The organism is Temperatibacter marinus (assembly GCF_031598375.1).
Classification (GTDB): Bacteria; Pseudomonadota; Alphaproteobacteria; order Sphingomonadales; family Kordiimonadaceae; genus Temperatibacter; species Temperatibacter marinus.
Genome location: NZ_CP123872.1, coordinates 1157897 through 1179341 on the forward strand (window position 1 = coordinate 1157897; position 21445 = coordinate 1179341).

At 44.1% G+C, this 21445-nt stretch carries 18 protein-coding genes; 10 read left to right on the forward strand and 8 right to left on the reverse strand.

All coding sequences use genetic code 11. The annotated features are described in order from the left end of the window. Positions 1-14: 14 nt before the first annotated feature. Entirely contained in the window at positions 15-1562 is a 1548-nt protein-coding gene (locus QGN29_RS05280) for a SulP family inorganic anion transporter (RefSeq protein ID WP_310799641.1), read from the reverse strand. Positions 1563-1752: 190 nt separating this feature from the next. Between QGN29_RS05280 and QGN29_RS05285 the strand changes: the two genes are divergently transcribed. Further along, entirely contained in the window at positions 1753-2127 is a 375-nt protein-coding gene (locus QGN29_RS05285; protein WP_310799643.1) for a hypothetical protein, read from the forward strand. Positions 2128-2131: 4 nt separating this feature from the next. Here the strand turns inward: QGN29_RS05285 and QGN29_RS05290 are convergent, their stop codons facing one another. The 3 genes from QGN29_RS05290 to QGN29_RS05300 form a co-directional block, all read right to left on the reverse strand. After that, the gene (locus QGN29_RS05290; RefSeq protein ID WP_310799645.1) at positions 2132-2878 is read right to left on the reverse strand and encodes a Crp/Fnr family transcriptional regulator; all 747 of its coding nucleotides are present in this window, start codon (positions 2876-2878) and stop codon (positions 2132-2134) included. A 149-nt stretch (positions 2879-3027) separates the two neighbouring features. Next, positions 3028-5208 (reverse strand): TonB-dependent hemoglobin/transferrin/lactoferrin family receptor, encoded by a 2181-nt coding sequence (locus tag QGN29_RS05295; RefSeq protein WP_310799646.1) that lies wholly within the window; start codon positions 5206-5208, stop codon positions 3028-3030. Between the two features lie 166 nt (positions 5209-5374). Continuing rightward, the gene (locus tag QGN29_RS05300) at positions 5375-5905 is read right to left on the reverse strand and encodes a cytochrome b (protein ID WP_310800022.1); all 531 of its coding nucleotides are present in this window, start codon (positions 5903-5905) and stop codon (positions 5375-5377) included. Between the two features lie 123 nt (positions 5906-6028). Here QGN29_RS05300 and QGN29_RS05305 point away from each other — a divergent pair, with 123 nt between their 5' ends. From QGN29_RS05305 to QGN29_RS05325, 5 genes are all read left to right on the forward strand, one after another. After that, positions 6029-7075: a DUF6607 family protein gene (locus QGN29_RS05305; protein ID WP_310799647.1), complete on the forward strand. Its 1047-nt coding sequence runs from the start codon at positions 6029-6031 to the stop codon at positions 7073-7075. Positions 7076-7161: 86 nt separating this feature from the next. Further along, complete coding sequence (locus QGN29_RS05310) at positions 7162-8475, forward strand: APC family permease (protein ID WP_310799648.1); 1314 nt, start codon at positions 7162-7164, stop codon at positions 8473-8475. Further along, a complete protein-coding gene (locus QGN29_RS05315; RefSeq protein ID WP_310799650.1) occupies positions 8468-9340 on the forward strand; it encodes a dimethylarginine dimethylaminohydrolase family protein in 873 nt (290 codons plus the stop codon). Before QGN29_RS05310 ends, QGN29_RS05315 begins: the two co-directional genes overlap by 8 nt. A 4-nt stretch (positions 9341-9344) precedes the next feature. Further along, positions 9345-11831 (forward strand): zinc-dependent metalloprotease, encoded by a 2487-nt coding sequence (locus tag QGN29_RS05320; protein WP_310799651.1) that lies wholly within the window; start codon positions 9345-9347, stop codon positions 11829-11831. 165 nt (positions 11832-11996) lie between these two features. Then, a complete protein-coding gene (locus tag QGN29_RS05325) occupies positions 11997-13655 on the forward strand; it encodes a M20/M25/M40 family metallo-hydrolase (RefSeq protein WP_310799652.1) in 1659 nt (552 codons plus the stop codon). Between the two features lie 52 nt (positions 13656-13707). On the opposite strand, the gene QGN29_RS05330 is transcribed toward QGN29_RS05325, so the two are convergent. Genes QGN29_RS05330 through ubiE form a run of 4 tightly spaced genes read right to left on the reverse strand, consistent with a single transcriptional unit; the run spans position 13708 to position 18399 of the window. Beyond that, a complete protein-coding gene (locus tag QGN29_RS05330; RefSeq protein ID WP_310799653.1) occupies positions 13708-14598 on the reverse strand; it encodes a hypothetical protein in 891 nt (296 codons plus the stop codon). Further along, a complete protein-coding gene (gene coaBC, locus QGN29_RS05335) occupies positions 14591-16066 on the reverse strand; it encodes a bifunctional phosphopantothenoylcysteine decarboxylase/phosphopantothenate--cysteine ligase CoaBC (protein WP_310799654.1) in 1476 nt (491 codons plus the stop codon). Before coaBC ends, QGN29_RS05330 begins: the two co-directional genes overlap by 8 nt. Positions 16067-16096: 30 nt before the next feature. Then, positions 16097-17638 (reverse strand): 2-polyprenylphenol 6-hydroxylase, encoded by a 1542-nt coding sequence (gene ubiB, locus QGN29_RS05340; protein WP_310799655.1) that lies wholly within the window; start codon positions 17636-17638, stop codon positions 16097-16099. An 8-nt stretch (positions 17639-17646) separates the two neighbouring features. After that, positions 17647-18399, reverse strand: coding sequence for a bifunctional demethylmenaquinone methyltransferase/2-methoxy-6-polyprenyl-1,4-benzoquinol methylase UbiE (ubiE, locus tag QGN29_RS05345; protein ID WP_310799656.1), 753 nt, complete (start codon positions 18397-18399; stop codon positions 17647-17649). 71 nt (positions 18400-18470) lie between these two features. On the opposite strand from ubiE, the gene mutM reads away from it, so the two are divergent. The 4 genes from mutM to rpsT all read left to right on the forward strand — a co-directional run bounded on the left by mutM (position 18471) and on the right by rpsT (position 21198). Next, the gene (gene mutM, locus QGN29_RS05350) at positions 18471-19310 is read left to right on the forward strand and encodes a bifunctional DNA-formamidopyrimidine glycosylase/DNA-(apurinic or apyrimidinic site) lyase (RefSeq protein WP_310799657.1); all 840 of its coding nucleotides are present in this window, start codon (positions 18471-18473) and stop codon (positions 19308-19310) included. 42 nt (positions 19311-19352) lie between these two features. Next, the gene (locus QGN29_RS05355; RefSeq protein ID WP_310799658.1) at positions 19353-19760 is read left to right on the forward strand and encodes a hypothetical protein; all 408 of its coding nucleotides are present in this window, start codon (positions 19353-19355) and stop codon (positions 19758-19760) included. 99 nt (positions 19761-19859) lie between these two features. After that, on the forward strand, positions 19860-20639 hold the full coding sequence (locus QGN29_RS05360) for an enoyl-CoA hydratase-related protein (protein ID WP_310799659.1): 780 nt from the start codon (positions 19860-19862) through the stop codon (positions 20637-20639). A 295-nt stretch (positions 20640-20934) separates the two neighbouring features. Beyond that, a complete protein-coding gene (gene rpsT / locus QGN29_RS05365; RefSeq protein ID WP_310799660.1) occupies positions 20935-21198 on the forward strand; it encodes a 30S ribosomal protein S20 in 264 nt (87 codons plus the stop codon). Positions 21199-21445 lie beyond the last annotated feature (247 nt).

Consider the following 21445-nt stretch of genomic DNA (forward strand, 5'->3'; position numbering starts at 1 on the left):
GGCTTCCTTATCTTTTATTTATTCAGATCGTAATCTGCGGCAACACCATAGTTAGGATCTTCTATGGTTGAGACCTCAACCATATTCTTTGCACGTGTCAAAAGGCGTACACAGTCTGGGCTAAGATGACAGAGGTGTAATTCTTTGCCAGCTTTTCTATATTTGTCAGCCAGCTTATCAATAGCCTCAATGGCGCTACTATCCCAAACTCGACTATGCATGAAATCTATTACGACGTCGTCCGTATCATTTTCTGGATCAAAAATTTCCATGAAGCTTTCTGTAGAACCAAAGAAAAGAGGGCCGTAAAGCGTGTAAATCTTATTTCCCTCTCCTGTTTTAGACGTGCGAATGTCTAAGTGAGTTGAGCTGTTCCAACTGTAAACAAGCGCACTGACGATGACACCAACGATAACAGCGATGGCCAAATCTTGCCAAACCGTTACGGCGGTAACGAGAATGACCACAAAAGCATCTGATTTGCGCATTTTTCGCAGAGCTGCAATTGACTGCCAGGCAAAAGTTCCTATCACGACCATGAACATTACACCGACGAGAGCGGCGAGCGGAATCATCTCAATAAGGCTTGACCCAAAAAGAATAAAGGCCAGCAAAAAGAGGGCAGCTGAAATACCAGAAAGACGATTAAGGCCGCCGGATTTAACATTGATCATACTTTGACCAATCATTGCACATCCCCCCATGCCACCGAAGAAACCTGTTATAAGGTTAGATGCGCCCTGGGCGACACATTCTCGGCTCGCACCGCCTTTTTCATTTTTGATTTCTGATACCAGATTCAAGGTGAGCAAAGACTCGATTAAGCCAATGGCAGCGAGAATGACGGCGTAGGGTAAGATGATTTTCAAGGTTTCTCCAGTTAAGGGAACCATTGGAATGTGGAAATCAGGTAACCCGCCTGCGATGGACGCCAGATCGCCAACTGTTGAGACTTCAAGGCCGAGTCCAATTGCAAGTGCAGTGGTGATGAGAATTCCAGCCAAAGGGGCAGGGATTGCTTTGGTCATTTTTGGAAAGAAATGAATGACTGCCATTGTTAAAGCCGTTAAGCCAAGCATGAGCATCAAACCATTCCCCATAAGCCACGTGCCCTCTGGCGTTTTAAACTGAGTTAATTGTGCCATCCCAATAACGATTGCAAGGCCGTTCACGAAACCAAGCATAACAGGATAGGGGATCATGCGGATAAACTTACCCCAACGCATAATGCCTGCAATAATTTGAATAATTCCCATCAGAACCACTGTTGCAAAAAGATATTCAACACCGTGTTGGGCCACAAGGGAGACCATAACAACAGCGAGAGCGCCTGTTGCCCCTGAGATCATGCCAGGACGGCCGCCAAAGACCGCTGTGATCAGGCCCACAAGAAAGGCTGCATACAACCCAACCAATGGATTGACTTGCGCCACAAAGGCAAAGGCCACAGCTTCAGGCACAAGGGCCAGAGCAACTGTTAAGCCAGATAATAACTCATTTTTAGCAGTAGTCGGAGACTGGACACCCAGCTCTGTATACCAATTTTTCAAGGCTGCAATCATGGGGATGATCCTTATTCATCAAGGGATATACTCAAAAATATTGCACTGCAATAGCATCTTGAGTGCTGTTTGACCATGTTTTATTTGCCCAAAGAGTCGGGACCTTGACGATTGTCAAGTTTTTGATCTGGCCATGAGCTTATAACCATTGTTCAAGGGGCAAGAGACAGGTCTAATCAAAGGGTCACCTATGACTGAAGAAATGATCAATGACGAAATTAGGTATCTCGAAGACTATTTACTTCTTTGTAATCAAGTCCTGAGGCAGAATGGGGATCGTTTTCCTTATAAGGAGATCTGGCGCGCATGTGCCTGTGAAATGCAGGACCAGGAATTGGTCCTTGGACTTAGGGAAGGTGCACGGAATAGGGTGATGAGTGTTTGCTTTCATTTGGATCAATTTCATTGGACACCCTTGCACCTTAAATTAACTACAAAGACACCCTTCTATCTTTCAAAAAAAGATATTGAACTCTTGCTAGAGTCGCCAGAAAAATTCTGTAAGAAACCATTTTTAATGAATTGGGAGTGGCTGCAAGTCAAATCAAATACCCTTAAAGCATAAGGGATTATGTCATTAAGTCATTGCAGGGATACTCATTAGAACAGGCGCTGCATGAAAAAACGGATAGGCTCTCAATTGTTGGGACTTTGACAATGTCACCTTCAATATGAATATCTGTTTGCTGTTTTAATTTTTTAAGGGCTCGTGAAAAGGTTTCAGGTCGCATCCCGAGACGCGCAGCGATCATCGATTTATCATAGGGCAGTTGCAAGACAACGGGCTCGAGAACATCAATGCGACACAGTCGAAGCAAATAGCATCCAATCCGCTGTGATGCATTTTGAAGAGTTAAACTTTCAATCTCACGTGTCTGTTGTTTTCTATATCTCGAGATGGTTTTGAGCATGGCATAAGCCATTTTGCTGTCGTCTTTAATGGCTGTGTTAAGAATAGATGCAGGAATTTTCAAGCAGACAATATCTTCAACTACTGTTGCGCTAAAGCTATAGTCATCCCCGTCTAAAATGGCTGTTTCGCCGCAGAGTTGACTGACTGTGAGCATATCAAAAACACTATCATTGCCATCTTGTGTTGTTCTATATAATTTGACCCAACCAGAGAGAATGACATAAAAACTTTCAATAGGATCATCTTGGAAAAACAAACTTTCGCCAGTCTCATATTTTTTTGAAATGGCTTGATCGGCAAAGCTCATAATGAGGCTTTTCTCTATTCCTGAAAATAGCGGTAAACTCTGGAGATATGATGATATCTCGCCTTTATCCTGAGGTGCAGGTGTAAGGTCGACCATGATTGTTTCTTTCCCTTTTTAGTAAGATAGAAATTAAAGCAAAAAGGTTAATAAATCTAGAAAGAAAAATGAACGGCCTGTATATTTTTAGGCAGGCCCCTCTGCCATAGCGCTTGAGTGCTGAGAGAGAGGGGCAAAAATAGTTTTGATTAGAAGGTGAAACGAAGGTTAAGTTTCATTCTCCGTCCTGGTTCGGCGAAATAGGCTAAATCATCGCTCGATGCATGACCTGCAACATTACTAAAGTGGATATACTCCTTGTTGAAGAGATTTTGCACGGTTCCTGTGAGAGCAAGCGCTTCTGCTAATTGATAGGTAGCTGCTAGATCAAGAACGGCATAGCCGTCTGTTCTTGTGGCGCCTTCATTGACTTTTTTCATATCATCTGCCCAGCGGAGAGTGAGGGCGCCCGAGAAATCTTCAGTATCGTATGAGAGACCAATCGTGCCAGAAAGGGGTGTGATTGACGTAATATAGTCACCTGTTGTGTCATCTCGTCCTGTTTGCCAAGCTGCGTTTGCAAAGAGAGAAACACCGGATTCTGAGCGCCAATTTAACCCTGCCTCTGCGCCTTTAATAGTCACGCTATCAATATTTTCATAGCGATAAAATTCATGCAGGCTTGCAAAGGTACCAGTGGAATCAAAGTTCATCACACTGTCCACAAGTGTGGTGGTTAAGAAATTATCATAGCTATTATAATAGTAGGCCGCTGAATAACTGAGTCCTTCTGCAGATCCTCTTAAACCAATTTCAAATGTATTACTCGTTTCAGGGTCTAGATTATCACTGGGAATGATCTGATAGATATAGGTGGATGAAGGTTGATTATAATGTTCAGCATACGCTAGATCATATGAAGGAGCTTTAAATCCTTGTCCAAGCTGAGCAAAGACTGAAAGGGTCTCGCTGACATGGTACAAGGCGCCTACATTTAAAGAGAGGTTTTCTTCAGAAATGACAGAAAAAGGTTGGCCGTCAGTCTTTAAGGCTCCGCTAGGGTCCATCTTATAATGGTCAAAGCGTACACCAGGCGTAATGAGTAATTTCTCGTCTAGGAAGCTGATCTCATCATTCATAAAAAGGCCGACTCGGAAAACATCATTTTCAGGGAATTTTTGTGTAGAGTCATCACGCGTAACGGCCCCGTCCCCTTCCCGGTATTCATGCACAGACCTTAAACTTTTTGTGGATTCTATGTCGATGCCATATCCGAGGGTTTGCCGATCTGATATTTTCTTTACGGCACTTGATAAAAGTCCATAAGTTTCTTGATCATAAAGAGAAGTCTTCCACATTTCGCGGTAGGTTTCAGATGTGAAGAAACTGTTTATCTCAAGTTCGCCGTATTCTTCATCGCTTTGCTGTGTACTATTTCGGTAAAGAGCTACATTGAGCGAGTCGTATAGGGCTGTTTCATTAGTGCTCTCGTATGTAAATTTGAAAGAGTTGGTTTTTTTGTCGGAGGTTGATTGTTCGTCTGTAATAGCATAGCCGTATGCGGCAAGACCTCTAAAGTAGTAAAGAAGCCCATCAGCACGGTCTCCCTTTTGATCTTGCCGCCACAGATCAATCGTTAAGCTCAAGCTTTCAGTCTCATTCCAGCGATAGCGCCCTTTATAGAGAAAGCTCTGTGAGTCAATAGAAAAGGGGCTGCGACTTTTCTCGTAATTCTGCTGTTCTTGCCCTTCTCTAAAAGTCAAAGATAAGAGGTTTTCAACATTCCCTCTGACATGGGCAAGTGTTGCACCACCAGTCCACTGATTAGAATAATCAGAATACCCACCGCGAAATTGACCACCAAATCCTTGACCATTGACATAGTCTGAGGCGTCCTTTGTTGTGAAGACGACAACGCCCCCTAGTGCGTCAGATCCATAAAGAGAAGATCCAGCACCTTTAGCCACTTCAACTTGTTTGAGTGTGTCTGTTTCTATGAATCCGCGCCCAACAATATCGTTGGCCCCATCTGCCCCATACCCTTCATTCATCCGCATGCCATCTTTAATCATTAGAATGCGATCACTGCCCATGCCCCGAACTATAATATTCTGAGCTCCCCCTACAGATCCTGTTATTTGCACAGAAGGATCATATTTAAAGAGTTCATTGAGATCTGTTGCCCCTTCTTTTTCAATATCCTGAGCCGTCATGACAGAGAGACTACCCGCAACATCCTTTAGTTTTTTTGGACGTCGTGTGGCTGTAACGATGATGGTTTCAAGTTCTTTGACAGTAGGCTCATCCTTTGTTTCTAAGGCAGTTGATGGAGATGAAAGAGCCGCAACTAAGGCTAAAGACGAAACGGTCTTTACGTGGTGGTTATACATTTTATTCCCTTTTCTCAAGTATAGTAGGAGGCTAAATTATTAATAATGCGAATCATTATCATTTTATAGGAAGTGTATTTTTTTATTGCAACTAATAATTATTATTAATGAGAAATAACGCCCACCCCCCTTCTTGACAAAGTGAGTAGCGAAGAAGCGGCTATGATTAGGTCATACGCCTTAAGATAGGCACGCCATTTTTGTGATGGATAAGAACAGCGAGTATGTGCAAAGCAATAAGGGCTACCAGAGTATACCACCCAATTGAATGAAGTGTTTCCATCGTATGATGGAGAGGGATATCACGGGCAAGAGGAGAGGGGATTTCAAAAAGACCAAAGAAATAGAGAGCCCTTCCAACGGTGTAGATACTGAGCATCCCCAAGATGACTTGAGCACCCATCAAGCCATAAAATGTAAAATGGACAAGTTTCGAAAGGGTAATTGTTTGCGATGAGAGGCCCGCAGATGGAAGAGGCTGAGGAGATGAAAGGCGCCACAATACGCGACAAATTGTAATGAAGAGTAATAGAAACCCTAGCGCCCCATGCAAATCAATGAGGTCTAATTTTTCTGGCCCTCGCGGCATATCCGCCATCGCTAAGCCAGTAACACTTAAGACAATAATCAAGATGAAGGTCACCCAGTGAAAGGTTTTGCTGAGGAGGTTATACTGGTTGTCTAGGCTTGGTTTCATCGTCACGAGTATCCTTTTGATAATAATTCTTAATTTCATTATTGACTTTTATAGAAGGAGCAACATAATGCAAGTTAATAATAATTATTAATATCATAATCTATTTTTCTATAGGAGACTATCGTGACCCTTTCCCCTCTTAAGACCATTGGCGTGGCTCTTACACTTGCCTTAGGATTAACAGCCTGTGAGTCGGCTTCTTCTTCATCTCTTTTTACATCCACAGAACGCTCTGTCCCTTCGGCCGCTGATAAAACAGCGATATTGGCCATGGCGGGGGATTATCGCGTGACTTTTGATTTTACTGAAAAAGTCGCTTTTAAAGACGGTTATACGCTGAAGCCTCAAAAGCTTTCCTATGCGAGAGAAGTTGTGCGCGTAATTGATGAGAGACCAGGCTTTGTCAGTTTACAGCATATCCTGGTGGCAAGTGCTGGACCCAACAGTAAAGTTTTCTTCCCTATTAAACATTGGCGCCAAGACTGGCAGTGGCAGCCAAATGCGTATCTTGAGTTCAAAGGGGGTAATGCTTGGCAAATGACAGATATATCTGAGGAGGAGCGCAAAGGCGCATGGTCTCAAACAGTGTATCAAGTGGACGATGCACCACGGTATAGTGGGTACGGCAAGTGGAAACATACCAATGGAATAAGCGTCTGGGAAGCAGCGCCATCTTGGCGACCCTTGCCACGTCGCGATGCTACCAAACGGGATGACTATGATGTTATTGAAGCCGTTAACCGCCATGCGATTACGCCCAACGGCTGGGTTCATGAGCAAGATAATGCTAAACTCATTTTGCGCGGAGAGACTCCTCAGGTCCTCGCGGTAGAAGTGGGGGTGAATACCTATGTCAAAGCGCGCGATTATCCCGTAGAAGTTGCCGAAGATTATTGGTTAAAAACAGAGGCTTTTTGGGCGGGCATTCGCACGAAATGGACAGCTTTGGAACAGGGTGATACAGGCTTTTTTGCTCTGACAATTCAAGGCGAACCCGAAGAACTTTATATGCAAGTCTTAGGGATTGCTTCTGCTGTGGCAGACGGTGAGCTGACTGCGGATCAAGCAATCCAAGATGCAGTGAAAGTGATTGATGACTATACAATGACAGAGCCCTCATCGCTGAGAGCGCGACTTACTCCGACAACAGACGTAAAAAAATCCCGCTAAACTAGCAGTGAAAATAGAACTTTCCCCTTTCCAAAGGATTTCTGGACTGATACGCTTCAGCCTGATCCTTGGGGAGGGGTATTTTTTTGTCTGATCAATCACAGGATAATCAAGCTAAAGCCATAGGCTTCTGGAGAGGTTGGGGCATTGCTGTCGGCTGTTCAATCGGTTCTGGAATATTCATGATGCCAACTTTACTGGCCCCTTACGGCCAGCTTGGGCTACTAAGTTGGGCCGTCGCCGGTATTGGGTCGCTCTTCATCATTCTTTCGCTTTCTCGCATGGCTAAACGGGTTCCAAAAATCGGCGGTCCTTATGCTTATGCCTATGCGGGACTTGGTAAATTTGCTGCTTTTATGATTGCGTGGACTTATTGGATTGCCTGCGTCAGTGCGATAGCGGCAATCTCTGTCGCTTTTACGGGTTATTTAGGCGTGTTTGTTCCTGGACTTGCTGAGTCAACACTAGGGCAGTTGTTTGTCTCGCTTGCTCTCGTTTGGCTTTTAACGCTGATTAATTTGCGAAGTGTTGCAGAAAGTAATGGTCTGACACTGCTGACAACCTTTATAAAAATTATTCCGCTTGTCTTGATGATTGGGATGGGATTTGCCTTTATGGATAGGTCAGTCTTTCCTCAATGGAATCCAACAGAGATGAATGACTTTCAAGTGATTGCTCTGGCTACTACTGTTGTGATGTGGTCCTTCCTTGGATTAGAAACTGCGACGATCCCTGCTGACAATATGGAAAACCCCAGTAAAACCATTCCCCGCGTTTTAATTTCGTCGGTTGTGACGATTCTCTTTCTGTATATGGCAGTTAGCTATGCCATTGCATATATTGTACCTGCAGAAGAGCTGACTGCATCGCAAGCACCGTTTGCCCTTGCCGCTTCTAAATTGATGGGGCCAGTAGGGGCTGCGATTGTAACATTTGGAGCCTTGGTGGCGACATTCAGTGCGTCTAACGGCAATCTATTTGTAACTCCTCACACGCTTGTCGCAGCTGCTAAAGATAAAGTGATGCCCGGAATTTTTGGCTCGCTCAATTCGGCAGGTATTCCAAAATTTGCCCTGCTATTTTCATCTAGCGCAATCAGTATCTTATTGGTCCTGAACTATACAAAAGGCTTGGTAGGGGCCTTTACTTTCATGGTTCTGATTTCTACGCTTGCAACGTTAATGGCTTATGCTTTTACGGCCATTTCTGAATTTCATTTCTTTAAAAAAGAACATCATTCTCCGCTACGTACGCGGGAAATGATCATGTCAGGATTGGCGCTTGCCTATAGTTTATTTGTCATTTGGGGTGCCGGCGCAGAAGCTGTGATGTATGGGTTTTTACTCATATTGGTAGGCGCGCCGCTTTTTGCTTTTATTCGGGAGGATACAGATGCCTAAAGGGAAATTTGATGAGGTGAGCCCGATCAAGTTAGTGGGCGTCAGGGACAGTCTTGCTGCTTTTAAAGATGAAGAACGCTTAGACCGAGAATGGCAACCGTTAAGATTTCATAAGCGTCCATCCCTAGCAGAAGCGATTGTTGAACATCAGACTTTTACTGATCTAATAAAAGAGACGGGGGCTCAGTTGGTGCAACTGCCTGCGGACGATTCGTTGACGTTAGATAGTATTTACACGCGAGATAATATCCTTGTTAGCCCTAAGGGCTTGATTTTATGCACCATGGGTCGCAGTAGTCGTACACCTGAAGCAGCGGTTAATTTGGCGGCCTATAAAACTCATGGGTTCGAAGTCGCTGGGCAAATAACAGCGCCAGGCACCCTTGAGGGCGGAGATTTTATTTGGATTAACGAGACAGCGGCAGCAGTTGGCCTTGGTCCACGGACCAATGAAGAGGGAATTCGCCAATTAAAGGTACTTCTTGGCGATGAGGTGGATTTACATGTTGTCCCTCTTCCTGAGCCTGATCATCCGGATGATGTCCTGCATTTGATGTCAATTATCTCGCCGCTCGATCATGATTTAGCGCTGGTCTATCAGCCTTTCTTGTCAGATGATTTTGCAGCGTGGTTAGGCCGCTATGGCCTTGAGCTTCTGCCCTTGCCAGTGGATGAGTATATTCCCATGGGCTGTAATGTTTTAGCCACTGCTCCGCGGCAAGTTATCATGCTAGATAAATTACCTAAAACCAAGAACCTGTTAGAAAAAGCAGGGTGCCGTGTTTCGCTTTATAGAGGCGATGAAATCAGCAGAAAAGGGGAAGGCGGCCCCACTTGTTTAACAAGACCACTTATAAGGGACTAATAGGATGAAAGTCAGAAATTTTCTTGTATTTCTTTGTATGGGACTCACAAGCCTATCTTTACAAGCCAACGATTTTATCACAACGATTCAAGGCCTTGAGAAGAAAACAGGCTTAGCAGATGTCTATGTGGATCATGCGAAAGGCAAAGTCTATCTCGCCCTTGATAAAGCCAATGATAAAGGTGTTTCTGCTCGGTACATCTATGCAGGCTATATGGCAGCAGGTTTGGGTTCTAATCCAGTTGGACTTGATCGAAGTGCTCCCACAAAGAGTATGATAATTCGGTTTGAGAGGATCGCTGATAAAATAGTCGTTTTTGTTGAGAATATGGACTTCAGAGCATCAAGTCCGTCTCATACGGAAAAAGAGGCCGTTGAAAACAGCTTTGCTACAAGTATTATTTGGAGTGGAAAAGTCATTGCTGAGGACCCTGAAACTGGTAAGCAGCTTATAGATTTCAGTTCCTTCTTGATGAGAGATGCTGTGGGTGTCACCGCTCGGCTTGCCAGCCGCAGGCAAGGCAATTTCAGGCAAGACATGAAGCGCTCTTTTGTCATGACAAAAGAAGCGCATGCCTTCCCCATTAATCTAGAATTCGACTCATGGGTCACCTTTACAAGCGCTAAACCAGGTCCAGAAGTGCGCGCGACGACGCCGGTACCGTCTGTGGTCACTTTAAAAGCCCACACCACCCTTATGAAATTACCAGAAGAAGGGTATAAAAAGCGCATTGCCGATCACAGAGCGCCCCTGATTACTGTCAATTATACGGATATGTCCGCCTCACTTTCTGAGGATACTGTTGTCCGTATGGCACGCCGGTTTAGACTAGAGAAGGATGCTGCAGGTAAAGTGGTAAAACCAATTGTTTTCTACGTGGATAACGGCGCCCCAGAACCCATTAGATCTGCTCTTGTTGAAGGAGCCAACTGGTGGGCAAAGTCTTTTGAAAAGGCCGGCTACCCTGGAGGTTTTAGAGCAGAAGTTCTTCCGGAAGGGGTGCATCCCATGGATGCCAGATATAACGTGATCAATTGGGTACACCGCGCAACGCGTGGCTGGTCATATGGAGCAGCTGTCTATGATCCCAGAACGGGAGAAACATTACGCGGCGTGGTGCTTCTCGGTTCCTTGCGAGTGCGTCAAGACATCAAGATTTTTGAAGCACTAGCAGGTGCAGGGAAAACAGGGACGGGGGACGCTGAGGATCCTGTTGAAATGGCCTTAATGCGTATAAGACAATTATCGGCCCATGAGGTAGGGCATCCGCTTGGTTTCGCACATAATATGGCAGCGAGCAGTTACGGCGATAGAGAAAGTGTGATGGATTATCCTGCGCCTTATGTGGTTTTAGACAAAGAAGGTCATTTAGACTTTTCAAAGGTTTATGGTGTTGGGACCGGCAAATGGGATGATTGGTCTGTTAAATTTTTATATGGAGACTATCCAAAAGATAAGAGCCAAAAGGAAGCGCAGGCTTCCTTGATAAAAGAGGCTGACCTTGGGGGTCTTCTTTATGTACAAGACGGGGATAGCCGATCGATTGCCAGTGCCCATCCCCGTGGAGCCGTTTGGGATAACGGTCAAAATGCCATTGATCATTTAAATGAAGTGATGGCAGTAAGGGCTAAGGCAATCTCAACTTTTGGTGAGGCCAATCTTCGCAAAGGGGAAAGGGCATCTGCACTTCAAACAAAATTTGTACCCCTTTATCTCTATCATCGATATCAGATGGCCGCAGCTGCGAAATCTTTGGGGGGTATTCACTTTGTTTATCGGTCTGAAGGGGATGGCCGCAAACAGCCTGTTGATGTAAAATGGCAGGAGCAAAAACGAGCTCTGATAGCTTTGTTAAATACTATGAAACCTGAGGTATTGGATCTTGATGATTCTACTCTAATGGCCTTGTCCCCTACAGGTATTGATTGGGCGGATCCTCAGTTTAATCGTGAAAAATTTAGTGGCAAGACACATGCACTCTTTGATCATCTTCAAGCGGCTACAGTCGCAGCAGATATGACTCTTGCTGCTCTTCTTCAGCCAGCACGACTAAATCGTATTCACCAGCAGTCTACACGGTTAATGGGGCACCCAGGCATCTTCGCTGTCCTACAAGACGTGAATAATTCTGTTTTCAAAATCATGAGGCGTCAAGAAAAGCGTAAAATTCAAATTCAATTGGCTGTAGCTGATCGGTTTATTAATCGATTAGCAGATTTGGTTTATAATGATGCAGTTCATCAACCAATCAGAGCAGCCGCCCGTCTTGTTTTGGTGAATATCCAGATGCGGTTGACCAACATCAACACGATCGAATCAAAATATATGAATACTCAGATCAGTGATTTACTCTCACGGGCACGGACGCCCGCTGTTTCGATGCCGTCAGCGCCGTCAGTACCACCAGGGAGTCCTATCGGTATGGACGGCATGTTTGATATAGGGGTGCATCAAGCATGCGAGTATCAAAGGGACAATGTTTTGAACTAAAGTTTATAAATTTATAGAAAAACCCTGAATTTTGCAGTTTTTGGGCTATTGGGAATTGTAATTCCCTCATACACATAGTATGCGAAAAGCGACTATTGAGCCTGTGGGGGATAACAGGTTCGTCAGACAATCGAGATTGTCTCAATTCAACGAAGGAAGAAATAGATGAAAAGAAAATTAATTTTGGCAGTAATGGCTCCTTTTGCCTTGGCAGCTTGCATGGATGCATCAGCGCCGAAGAAGATGACAGAGTCAGATCTGCCCGACATAAGTGCTGACCGTATTAGAGCTCACTTAGAATTTTTAGCAGATGACGTCATGCAGGGCAGAAATACAGGCTCTGATGAATACATGATTGCTGCAAATTATGTTGCAACTCATTATAAAATGATGGGACTAAAACCCGGCGGTGAGAATGGCAGCTATATGCAGCATGTTGCATTTTCAAGTTTTCAGCCTTCATCTAAAGAGTCTTCTCTTGTGATGTCTGCTGGCGGTAAAGATATGGACTTGGCTCACGGCAAAGATTTTGCTTTCATCCCTTCAATTGTCAAGCCTGTGAAAGCAGTTTCAGCGACAAAAGTCACCTTTGTTGGTTATGGTACAACAAAAGAAGTTGAAGGCCTTGATCTCACGGATAAGGTTGTCGTTTACTTGTCTGGTAAGCGCTCTGATATAAAAGGGGCCTCTGCAAAGATTATGCTGAAAACAGCAGCCCATGAGAAGAGATCAGCCTATGCAGGATATGCTGGATATTATGGTCGAAAAAGTTTGAGTATGCTGAAGCCAGATGGCTCACCTTTTGGAGGGGATGATGGAAGTTTATCAACTGTATTCCTAAGCCTTGATGCAACAAATAAACTTTTGGCTGCAGCCGGTCAAAAAATGGAAGATCTAGAAAAAGCAGCCAAGGCTGATGTTTTCAAAGCTTCCACCTTTGACGTGAATATTGACTTGAAAACAAAAGTAGATGTTGCCGAGACAGTTAAGAGTCCGAATGTTGTAGGAATTCTTGAGGGCAGTGATCCTGTTTTAAAAGACGAATATGTGGTGATCACAGCGCACCTTGACCACGTTGGTGAAGGCAAAGGTAACTGTGCAAAGCGCGCTCAAGATACATCCAAAGAAGGCGATATGATCTGTAATGGTGCGATGGATAATGCGTCAGGCATATCTACAATGCTTGAAGCAGCCCGTGCTTTTTCAAATGATGAGAAAGCCCCAAAACGATCTGTAATGTTCATTGCCTTAACAGCGGAAGAAAAAGGTCTTCTTGGTGCACAATATTATGTGAATTATCCAACAGTCCCTCTAAAATCTCTTGTTGCGAATGTGAATTTGGATATGCCAATTCTTCTGTATGATTTTGCAGATGTTGTGGCTTTCGGCGGCGAGCATTCTACAATGGGTGAAATCGCAAGTAAGGCACTGAGTAAACTGGGTGTGACTTTGGCTGAAGATCCTATGCCTGAAGAGCGTCTTTTCACACGCTCTGATCATTATCGTTTTGTTCAGAAGGGCATTCCTTCTGTTTTCTTAATGTCTGGCCCTAATGAAGTTGGTAAGCCTGAAGGCGAAGGTCTTAAGACGTTCCGCAAATTCTTAGCGACAAACTATCACAGCCCTGCGGATGATTTATTTCAGCCAATCAGATGGGATGTGGCTGCAAAATTCTCGATGGCAAAATATTTAATTATTAAAGCTGTCGCTAATGCAGACCAAAAGCCACTTTGGTATAAGGACAGTGAATTTGGGACACGCTTTGCTCCTGATGCAGAGAAAGCTGAGAACCCTGCGAAAGTAGAAAAAGCAGAAAAAGAATAAGTCACTTAAAAATTCAAGTGATTGCCCGCCTAGGTTCGCCTTGGCGGGTTTTTTATGAAAGGCCTAAATCGTTGAGGTCTTGATGATATAGGCTGTGCAATTTTTCTTTGCTCTTTGGATCTAACTGAGCCTTTGAACCGGGATAAAGGCGTTCAATCACGGGGAATTGTTTTTCTCTAAGATGACGTTGGATTTTGTGCCTTGTCTCTTGAGAGCGGGAAAAAAGAAAATCCATGACCTTATTGTAATGACGCATAACAGTTAAGGCTAAATGAGAAGGACTGCTGTTTGCATGACGTTTTTCGTTTTTTAGATGAAAGTTAGAGAGCTCAGGATAGAGTATTTTAATAGTCGTTTCTGGATTCTGGACATAGTCTTGAAAAGTATTGATACGGATGTTTTCTGCTCCAAAAAAGGCCATAAGGCTGTTCAGGAACGGAGCCCATCGTATCTTGTCCAAGTCAAATTGACCACAATAGTCAGAGAGGGAGAGAGAGAGACCTTGGCGCACACGCTGAGTATAATAGGACGGAAGATGATCAGCTTGATTTCGAATGACAAAACAAATAATCAACTCATATCCCTCAAACATTTCTTTCAAAATAGGGAAAAGCCCTTCCGCCTTAGGATAAAGCTGGGAGACTCCTTCGATTAAAGGGTCATGCAATAGAGACTCGTTTGAAATGATTATAGTGTGGGCGCCTGTTCTTTTAAATTCTTCTTTCACACAGTCTTGAGCTTTACGGACAGCAGCAGCGACTTTGCCATTTTTTGCATGGACAAAGGCTTCATGCACAGCATATTTTTCCCCTTTAAAGGGATAGCGTTGTAGATAATGGATGCCTGACTTTCGAAAGTCATCTTCCATAGAGTTGAAGATGGATTGCAGACTGGTGGTTGCTGTTTTTGGAGCGCCGCAGTGGAGGATGATTTTCTTACGCATAATGACGAATTATCTCATGAACAATCATTTGGGCTGTCTCCTTTTTTGTCGCTTCGGGCAGAGAGATTACATCCTTATCTGATATAATGTGCACTTGATTCTGGTTTCCTCCCATAACGCCTTTATCCATAACGTCTTTATCAACGACACCCTTTTGGATCTGGTCAGTGTGCGAGACATTATTCGCAATGATCCATTCACAGCCTTTGCGTAGACGCTTTTTCTTCCCGTGTTCAATTACATTTTCAGTTTCAGCGGCAAAGCCGATGACAACCTCAGGTCGGTTCTCTTTGAGATGTGCGACTGAGGCCAGAATGTCAGGGTTTTCAGCCATCTTTAATGTGGGTATGCCGCCTTTTTCTTTCTTCATTTTCTGCGTTGACGACTCTTCTGTGCGCCAATCAGCAACGGCAGCGACAAATATTGCAAAATCAGCAGGAAGTTGTGCGTGAACGGCCTCATGCATGTCTCTGGCAGATTCTACATTAATTCGGTGCACGCCCATTGGAGTCTCTAAAGAAACTGGACCAGTTATCAAGGTGACGGCAGCACCAGCTTCGGTTAGAGCGGATGCTAGGGCAAAGCCTTGTTTCCCTGAAGAGCGGTTGGCAATGTAGCGAACAGGATCGATGATTTCGTGGGTTGGACCTGCTGTAAGGATGATTGTTTTTCCTGTTAGAGGCTGTGCCTTAGGGTGAAAGAAAGCGCCGACAGCCCTCACAATATCCATCACGTCAGCGAGTTTTCCGGGGCCTGTTTCACCGCATGCTAGAAGACCATTCGCAGGGTCTATAATATGCAAGCCGTCTTCTTTTAATCGTCTTAGGTTGCGTTGAGTGGCAGGGTGTGCCCACATCTGGCTATTCATAGCAGGTGCTAGCATGACAGGTTTATCCGTTGCCAGCAGGAGAGTACTCGCCAAATCATTGGCAAGCCCAGCAACCATTTTTGCCATCATATCGGCTGTTGCCGGCGCAATGAGAATGAGATCGTTATCACGGGAGAGTTTAATATGACCCATTTCGCTTTCTTCTTTTAAGTCGAAAAGGTCTATATAACATTGATTACCAGTCAAGCTTGCGACAGAGAGCGGCGTGATAAATTCAGAAGCCCCTGCTGTCATCACACCTGTCACATCCGCCCCACAATCTTGTAAGCGTCTAATGAGATCTAAAGATTTATAGGCCGCGATTCCGCCTGTGATGATCAAAAGAATACGTTTTCCGGTTAAAGACGGAAAAGTAAAAGAAGAAGGCGTGCCGTGGGGGTAACTGTGATCGTTGCGACCACTAAAAAGGGCAGCCTCTAGCTTTTGCAAGGTCTCTAAGGAGGGATTCCAATCGTCTTCCCAAAATTTCTTTAAGGTGTTTGGGGCAAGTCCAGCTTTGCACGCAAGTGCGTTTTTGCTAAGCGATGTTGCGTTTACATGCGCATGTATTTGCGAAATAATGTCTGATATACGGGTCATAGTGGCAATATAGTGCAAAAATTAAGAAAATTAAAGAAAGAATATCTTTAAGAGTGCAGCTCCGGCAATTAACCCTAAGGTGAAGGAGACCCAAGCGGTGATTGGATTTCCTTTCTGAGGCATGTCAGTGTTAGGCGCCTGTGTTTGATCCATCGTCTCTAACAGATCAAGAAGACGTTCCAGTGAAGCGGGCAATTTTCGTATGAGCTTAGGTAAGGCTGTAATAAAGTCTGCCAAAATGATTTCTGGCGACAGATTGTCCCGCATCCATGCTTCAAGAATCGGGCGCGATATCTCCCACATATTTGCCTCAGGATTAAGATGAAGGGCCATACCTTCTGCCATGACCATGGTGCGCTGTAAGAGAATAAGTTGGGGCTGAGTTTGCATCGAGAAGCGCTCTGTTGTGGCAAAAAGTTGGGCAAGCAATTTGCCAGCCGAAATTTCCGATACTGGTAAATCCATGATTGGATCTGCAATAGCTTTTAAGGCTTGGGCAAATTCATGGACATTTTCAGAACGGGGCACATAACCTGCTTCAAAATGAACTTCAGCGACGCGTTCATAATCTCTAAGAATGAAGCCATATAAAATTTCGGCAAGGAATTGTTGCTCCTTTTTGGTGATATGCCCCATGATGCCAAAATCTATGGCAGCGATGGTGCCATCGGCTTCAACAATTAAATTACCTTGATGCAAGTCAGCATGAAAATATCCATCCCGCATCGCTTGCTTTAAAAATATTTGAACAATACGTTGGGATAGCTCGTTTAAATCATGGCCTGCCTCAACCAACTGATCGCGGTCTATGAGACGAATGCCATCTACCCATTCAATGGTCATCATTTTCTCGAAGGTGAGGTCAAAATCAATGGACGGAATTCTGTAGCCATGTTCCCCTTCCATATTGGCCGCAAGTTCGGCACAAGAAGCCGCTTCTTTTCTAAAGTCCATCTCATTGAGGGTTGTGTCTTCAACTGTTTTGACAACATCAGTGAGCCTTAGCCTTCTCGCTTTTGCAGAATGATTTTCCGCTAAAGCGGCAATCCACGAGAAGAGTGATAAATCCTTCTGAAATCGACGAATAATATCGGGTCTTCGGATCTTAACGGCGACAGACTGCCCATCTAGGGTTGTCGCTTTATGGACTTGGGCGATTGAAGCCGCCGCAATTGGTGTTTCATCGAAAGCACTGAAATGATCTGTATAAACCGTCCCTAATTCGCTTTCCATAATGCTTTTTGCTGCTTTCCATTCAAAGGCTGGGAGGCGATCTTGGAGGGTTAAAAGGCCCTCTGCTAAGGGACGTCCTATCACATCTGGTCGAGTTGCGAGCGTTTGGCCAAGTTTAATATAAGCTGGCCCCATTTTTGAGAGCGCTAATGCAAGGCGTGCACCAGAGTTTTCTGGTAAACGGCGTTTCCTAGGGATGAAAAAGGTGGTCGCTCTTAGCAATGAAGGCAGTAGGGCAGGCATGACTGGCATGGCGTTCAGCGTCTCTATAGCATGATGGCGCCGTAAGTTGAGCGCTAACCGATATAATCCCCCAATATGCCAAATGGTTTTAAACATAGACGTCTTTATATCTTATATCCTGAATGGAGAGCAACCACACCGGCACTCATGGTTCGATATTCAACTTTTTCGAAGCCCTCTGCGGCGATCATATCAGCAAATTTTTCTTTTGTAGGAAAGCGGCGAATTGATTCAGCTAAATATTGATAACTTTCTTTGTCCCCAGCGACCAGCGACCCCATTTGGGGAATGAATTTGAAGCTGTACTTGTCATAAGCTTGTTGGAGAAGCGGTACAATTTGCGGACTAAATTCTAGCACTAAAAATCTTCCACCCCGTTTGAGGACTCTATAGGCTTCTCTTATAGCTTGATCAATATGCGTGACATTGCGAATGCCGAATGAAATAGTATACGCGTCCACGCTCTTGTCCTCGACAGGTAAGTTCATTGCATCACCGCATATGAAATCACTGCGGTCTTTGTAGCCTTTTTTTTCAGCTCTATCTTTGCCAACTCGTAGCATTTCAGCATTAATATCTGCGACAGTTACTGTGCTTTTTGGGCTGGCATCAAGAAAACGGAAAGCAATATCGCCCGTTCCGCCAGCCACATCAAGAAGGTGCATAGACGGCCGAGGATTAAGGGAGTTGATCAGGGAATCTTTCCACAGACGATGGACACCAGCGCTCATGACATCATTCATAACGTCATACTGATCGGCAACACTATTAAAGACTTTCCTGACTTGATATGTTTTTTCTTCTACAGGAACTTCTTTGTAACCAAAATGTGTTGTTTCTTGACTCTCTTCGTTCATTCTTTATCTCTCATAGCTGATAGAGCGGATATAGCTTACTGAAACCCTTTTGACCATAGGAAACTCGATAAATGCCTGAACTTCCAGAAGTAGAAACAGTAATGCGAGGAATTGATCCAGTCCTGACTGGGAAACGACTTGTCATGGCTCAAAAGCGGCGCCCCACTTTACGGTTCCCTATTCCTGAGGATTTTGAAGCTGCTCTTACAGGGAAAAGAGTCATTGGTATGAGACGGCGTTCTAAATATATTCTTATGGAGATGGAAGGCGATCTGACCGTCTTAATTCATCTAGGAATGAGTGGGCGCATACGACTCTTTAAAGGACAAGATAGTGAAACTTATGAAGCAGAAAAACATGATCATATTCTCTTAAAAACCGAGGAGGGTACGTTACTTGCCTATAATGATCCGCGTCGTTTTGGTATGTGGCTCTTTATTGATAGCAACTCAGTCGATGAGCATGATTTGATCAAAAATATAGGGCCTGAGCCGCTTGGTAATCACTTTAATGCAGATTATCTGTCCTCAAGGTTTGAAGGAAAAAAGACACCAATTAAATCAGCCCTTTTGGATCAGCGTTTGATTGCAGGCTTAGGAAATATCTATGTCTGTGAAGCCTTGTGGCGCACAGGCATTCATCCAAAAAGGCAGGCAGGAAAAATTGCAGAAAAACGATTGTCGAAACTTGTGCCCGCCATTCGAGATATCTTGCAAGATGCTATTATATCTGGCGGATCTACATTGAAAGATCATGCGCAGGTCGACGGTGAGTTGGGATATTTTCAACATAAATTTAATGCCTATGGCCGAGAGAATGCGCCTTGCTTGAGAGATAGCTGCTCTGGTACGATTAAACGAATTATACAGAGCGGCCGTTCAACTTTTTACTGTGATTCGTGTCAAAAATAAGTAACATTGTCTCGTGTAGGGAAGGAAGAAGAGGGCATATTGATGATCTATCCAGTTAAATTATCTCATACGAGAAAAATAATCCTGTCTCTAGCTCTATTCACTTATTTTATTAGTCTGACCTCTGTCACAGCAGATGAAGAGACGCCCTTCATTGATGGATTTAGTGACGTTCCTTTATTGCCAGGTTTTTCTTTAGTTGCGGATCGAACGATGATTTATGATGCGCCCTCTGGAACCATAGCGATCGCAGCCATAGCAAGCGATCTAACCCCTTTTGAGGGATTTAAACGTTACCGCCAAAGTCTGCTTTCTCTTGGGTGGGAATGTCGCCAAGAGAAGAATAAAATGCGCTGTAAAAATGCCTCATCAATTCTTGAAATCACAGCAGAAAAAAACAAGAAGTTGCAGCAGTATTTTTCTTTAAAATCAGTCCCTCTGAAAGAGTAAGTTTCATGGTTCTCTCAGAAAGGTCAGAAAAAATGTTTTGCAATCATGGCTGAATTTATGACAAATAGCCTCAGTTGAAATATAGAACAGGGTCCCTTCATGAGTTACAATACAATTCTTTTGGATAAGCATGACAATGTAGCAGTGATCACATTGAACAGACCAGAAGCTCTGAATGCATTGAATGCAGAACTTCTAGGAGAGGTGGTTTCGGCGCTAAAAGAAATGGAAGCTGACAGTGAAATCGGCTGTATGATCATTACGGGTAGTGATAAAGCTTTTGCTGCAGGCGCTGACATTAAAGAAATGGCCGAACAGTCTATGACAGATATGATGGCTGCTGATGTTTTCGGTCACACCCAAAAAGCTTTCATGCATGATATTAAAAAGCCTGTCATCGCAGCCGTCAATGGCTATGCTCTTGGTGGGGGCTGTGAACTGGCGATGCTCTGCGATTTTATCCTAGCAGGTGAGACAGCGAAATTTGGTCAGCCTGAAATAAATTTAGGTGTTATACCAGGGATTGGTGGTTCTCAAAGATTAACCAAGCTTATTGGTAAATCAAAAGCGATGGACATGATGCTAACGGGTCGGATGATGGACGCCAATGAAGCGGAACGGGCCGGCTTAGCATCGCGAATTTTCCCAACGGATGATTTAGTCGATGAAGCCATTAAAGTTGCTGGCGTCATTGCTGGAAAATCTTTGCCAAGTGTTGTTATGGCAAAGGAAACTGTTATTAAGGCTGTTGACATTCCAACACAAGACGGTGTGGATTTTGAAAAACGGTGTTTCTATAGTCTGTTTTCTACAGAAGATCAGAAAGAGGGCATGGCTGCTTTCGTCGAAAAGCGCCAACCAAATTTCAAAAACAAATAGTCAGAAGCCGCAGTAATTTTTTGAAAAGAGTGTCCTAGAGCACTCTTTTTTCATATTTATGTCAAAAAGTTGGGTGGTTTCACTCAATTGATGCTTTTCTATATTGACCTACAAGGCGGGGAGCGCTATAGACGCCCCGAAATGAACAGAAAGCTGATTCTCGAAAGAGCAGCAAAATCTGTAAGAAATTTAACAGTGGCAGCATCCTTCATTATAATGAAGTTAGCGCCAACAGGCAGCTTCCCCTTGATCGAAAAATCAAGTCAGCGCCAATTGAAAATAGGTTTGATATAACATGGCAAATACACCACAAGCTAAAAAGCGTGTTCGTCGCAATGAGCGTCGTGCAGAAATCAACAAAGCCCGCGTAAGCCGTATGCGTACATTCATTCGTAAGGTTGAAGAAGCAATCGAAGGCGGCGACAAAGCAGTTGCAGCGGATGCTCTTAAAGCAGCACAGCCAGAAATCATGCGCGGTGCAACCAAAGGCGTTCTTCACAAGAAAACAGCGTCACGCAAAGTGTCTCGCTTGTCTGCTCGTGTGAAGGCAATGGCATAAGCCTCTCAGTTTTTCTAAGACTGATTCGCTTAATTGCGACATATAATTTCAAAAAGCTGTACAGATTCTGTGCAGCTTTTTTTTATTCTTGGTCTGGAATGCGAACAAAGAAAGTACAGGAGAGGGACGGTAAAAGTCGTCTACACTATATCTTGTGTCTGGAAATCTGATGCATACTAGGAGGGCAAAAAAATGGACAAAATTGACTCTTTTTATTGTCCCCGCTGCTGAGCAGGTGTAGTTTTGA

Bases quoted from the DNA above. Each gene is read 5' to 3' on its own strand.
- QGN29_RS05315 (WP_310799650.1), top strand. From the start codon at position 8,468: ATGCCTAAAGGGAAATTTGATGAGGTGAGCCCGATCAAGTTAGTGGGC.
- QGN29_RS05290 (WP_310799645.1), bottom strand. From the start codon at position 2,878: ATGGTCGACCTTACACCTGCACCTCAGGATAAAGGCGAGATATCATCA.
- ubiE (WP_310799656.1), bottom strand. From the start codon at position 18,399: ATGAACGAAGAGAGTCAAGAAACAACACATTTTGGTTACAAAGAAGTT.
- QGN29_RS05325 (WP_310799652.1), top strand. From the start codon at position 11,997: ATGAAAAGAAAATTAATTTTGGCAGTAATGGCTCCTTTTGCCTTGGCA.
- coaBC (WP_310799654.1), bottom strand. From the start codon at position 16,066: ATGACCCGTATATCAGACATTATTTCGCAAATACATGCGCATGTAAAC.
- QGN29_RS05295 (WP_310799646.1), bottom strand. From the start codon at position 5,208: ATGTATAACCACCACGTAAAGACCGTTTCGTCTTTAGCCTTAGTTGCG.
- QGN29_RS05280 (WP_310799641.1), bottom strand. From the start codon at position 1,562: ATGATTGCAGCCTTGAAAAATTGGTATACAGAGCTGGGTGTCCAGTCT.
- mutM (WP_310799657.1), top strand. From the start codon at position 18,471: ATGCCTGAACTTCCAGAAGTAGAAACAGTAATGCGAGGAATTGATCCA.
- QGN29_RS05330 (WP_310799653.1), bottom strand. From the start codon at position 14,598: ATGCGTAAGAAAATCATCCTCCACTGCGGCGCTCCAAAAACAGCAACC.
- QGN29_RS05300 (WP_310800022.1), bottom strand. From the start codon at position 5,905: ATGAAACCAAGCCTAGACAACCAGTATAACCTCCTCAGCAAAACCTTT.
- QGN29_RS05355 (WP_310799658.1), top strand. From the start codon at position 19,353: ATGATCTATCCAGTTAAATTATCTCATACGAGAAAAATAATCCTGTCT.
- QGN29_RS05320 (WP_310799651.1), top strand. From the start codon at position 9,345: ATGAAAGTCAGAAATTTTCTTGTATTTCTTTGTATGGGACTCACAAGC.
- QGN29_RS05285 (WP_310799643.1), top strand. From the start codon at position 1,753: ATGACTGAAGAAATGATCAATGACGAAATTAGGTATCTCGAAGACTAT.
- ubiB (WP_310799655.1), bottom strand. From the start codon at position 17,638: ATGTTTAAAACCATTTGGCATATTGGGGGATTATATCGGTTAGCGCTC.
- rpsT (WP_310799660.1), top strand. From the start codon at position 20,935: ATGGCAAATACACCACAAGCTAAAAAGCGTGTTCGTCGCAATGAGCGT.
- QGN29_RS05360 (WP_310799659.1), top strand. From the start codon at position 19,860: ATGAGTTACAATACAATTCTTTTGGATAAGCATGACAATGTAGCAGTG.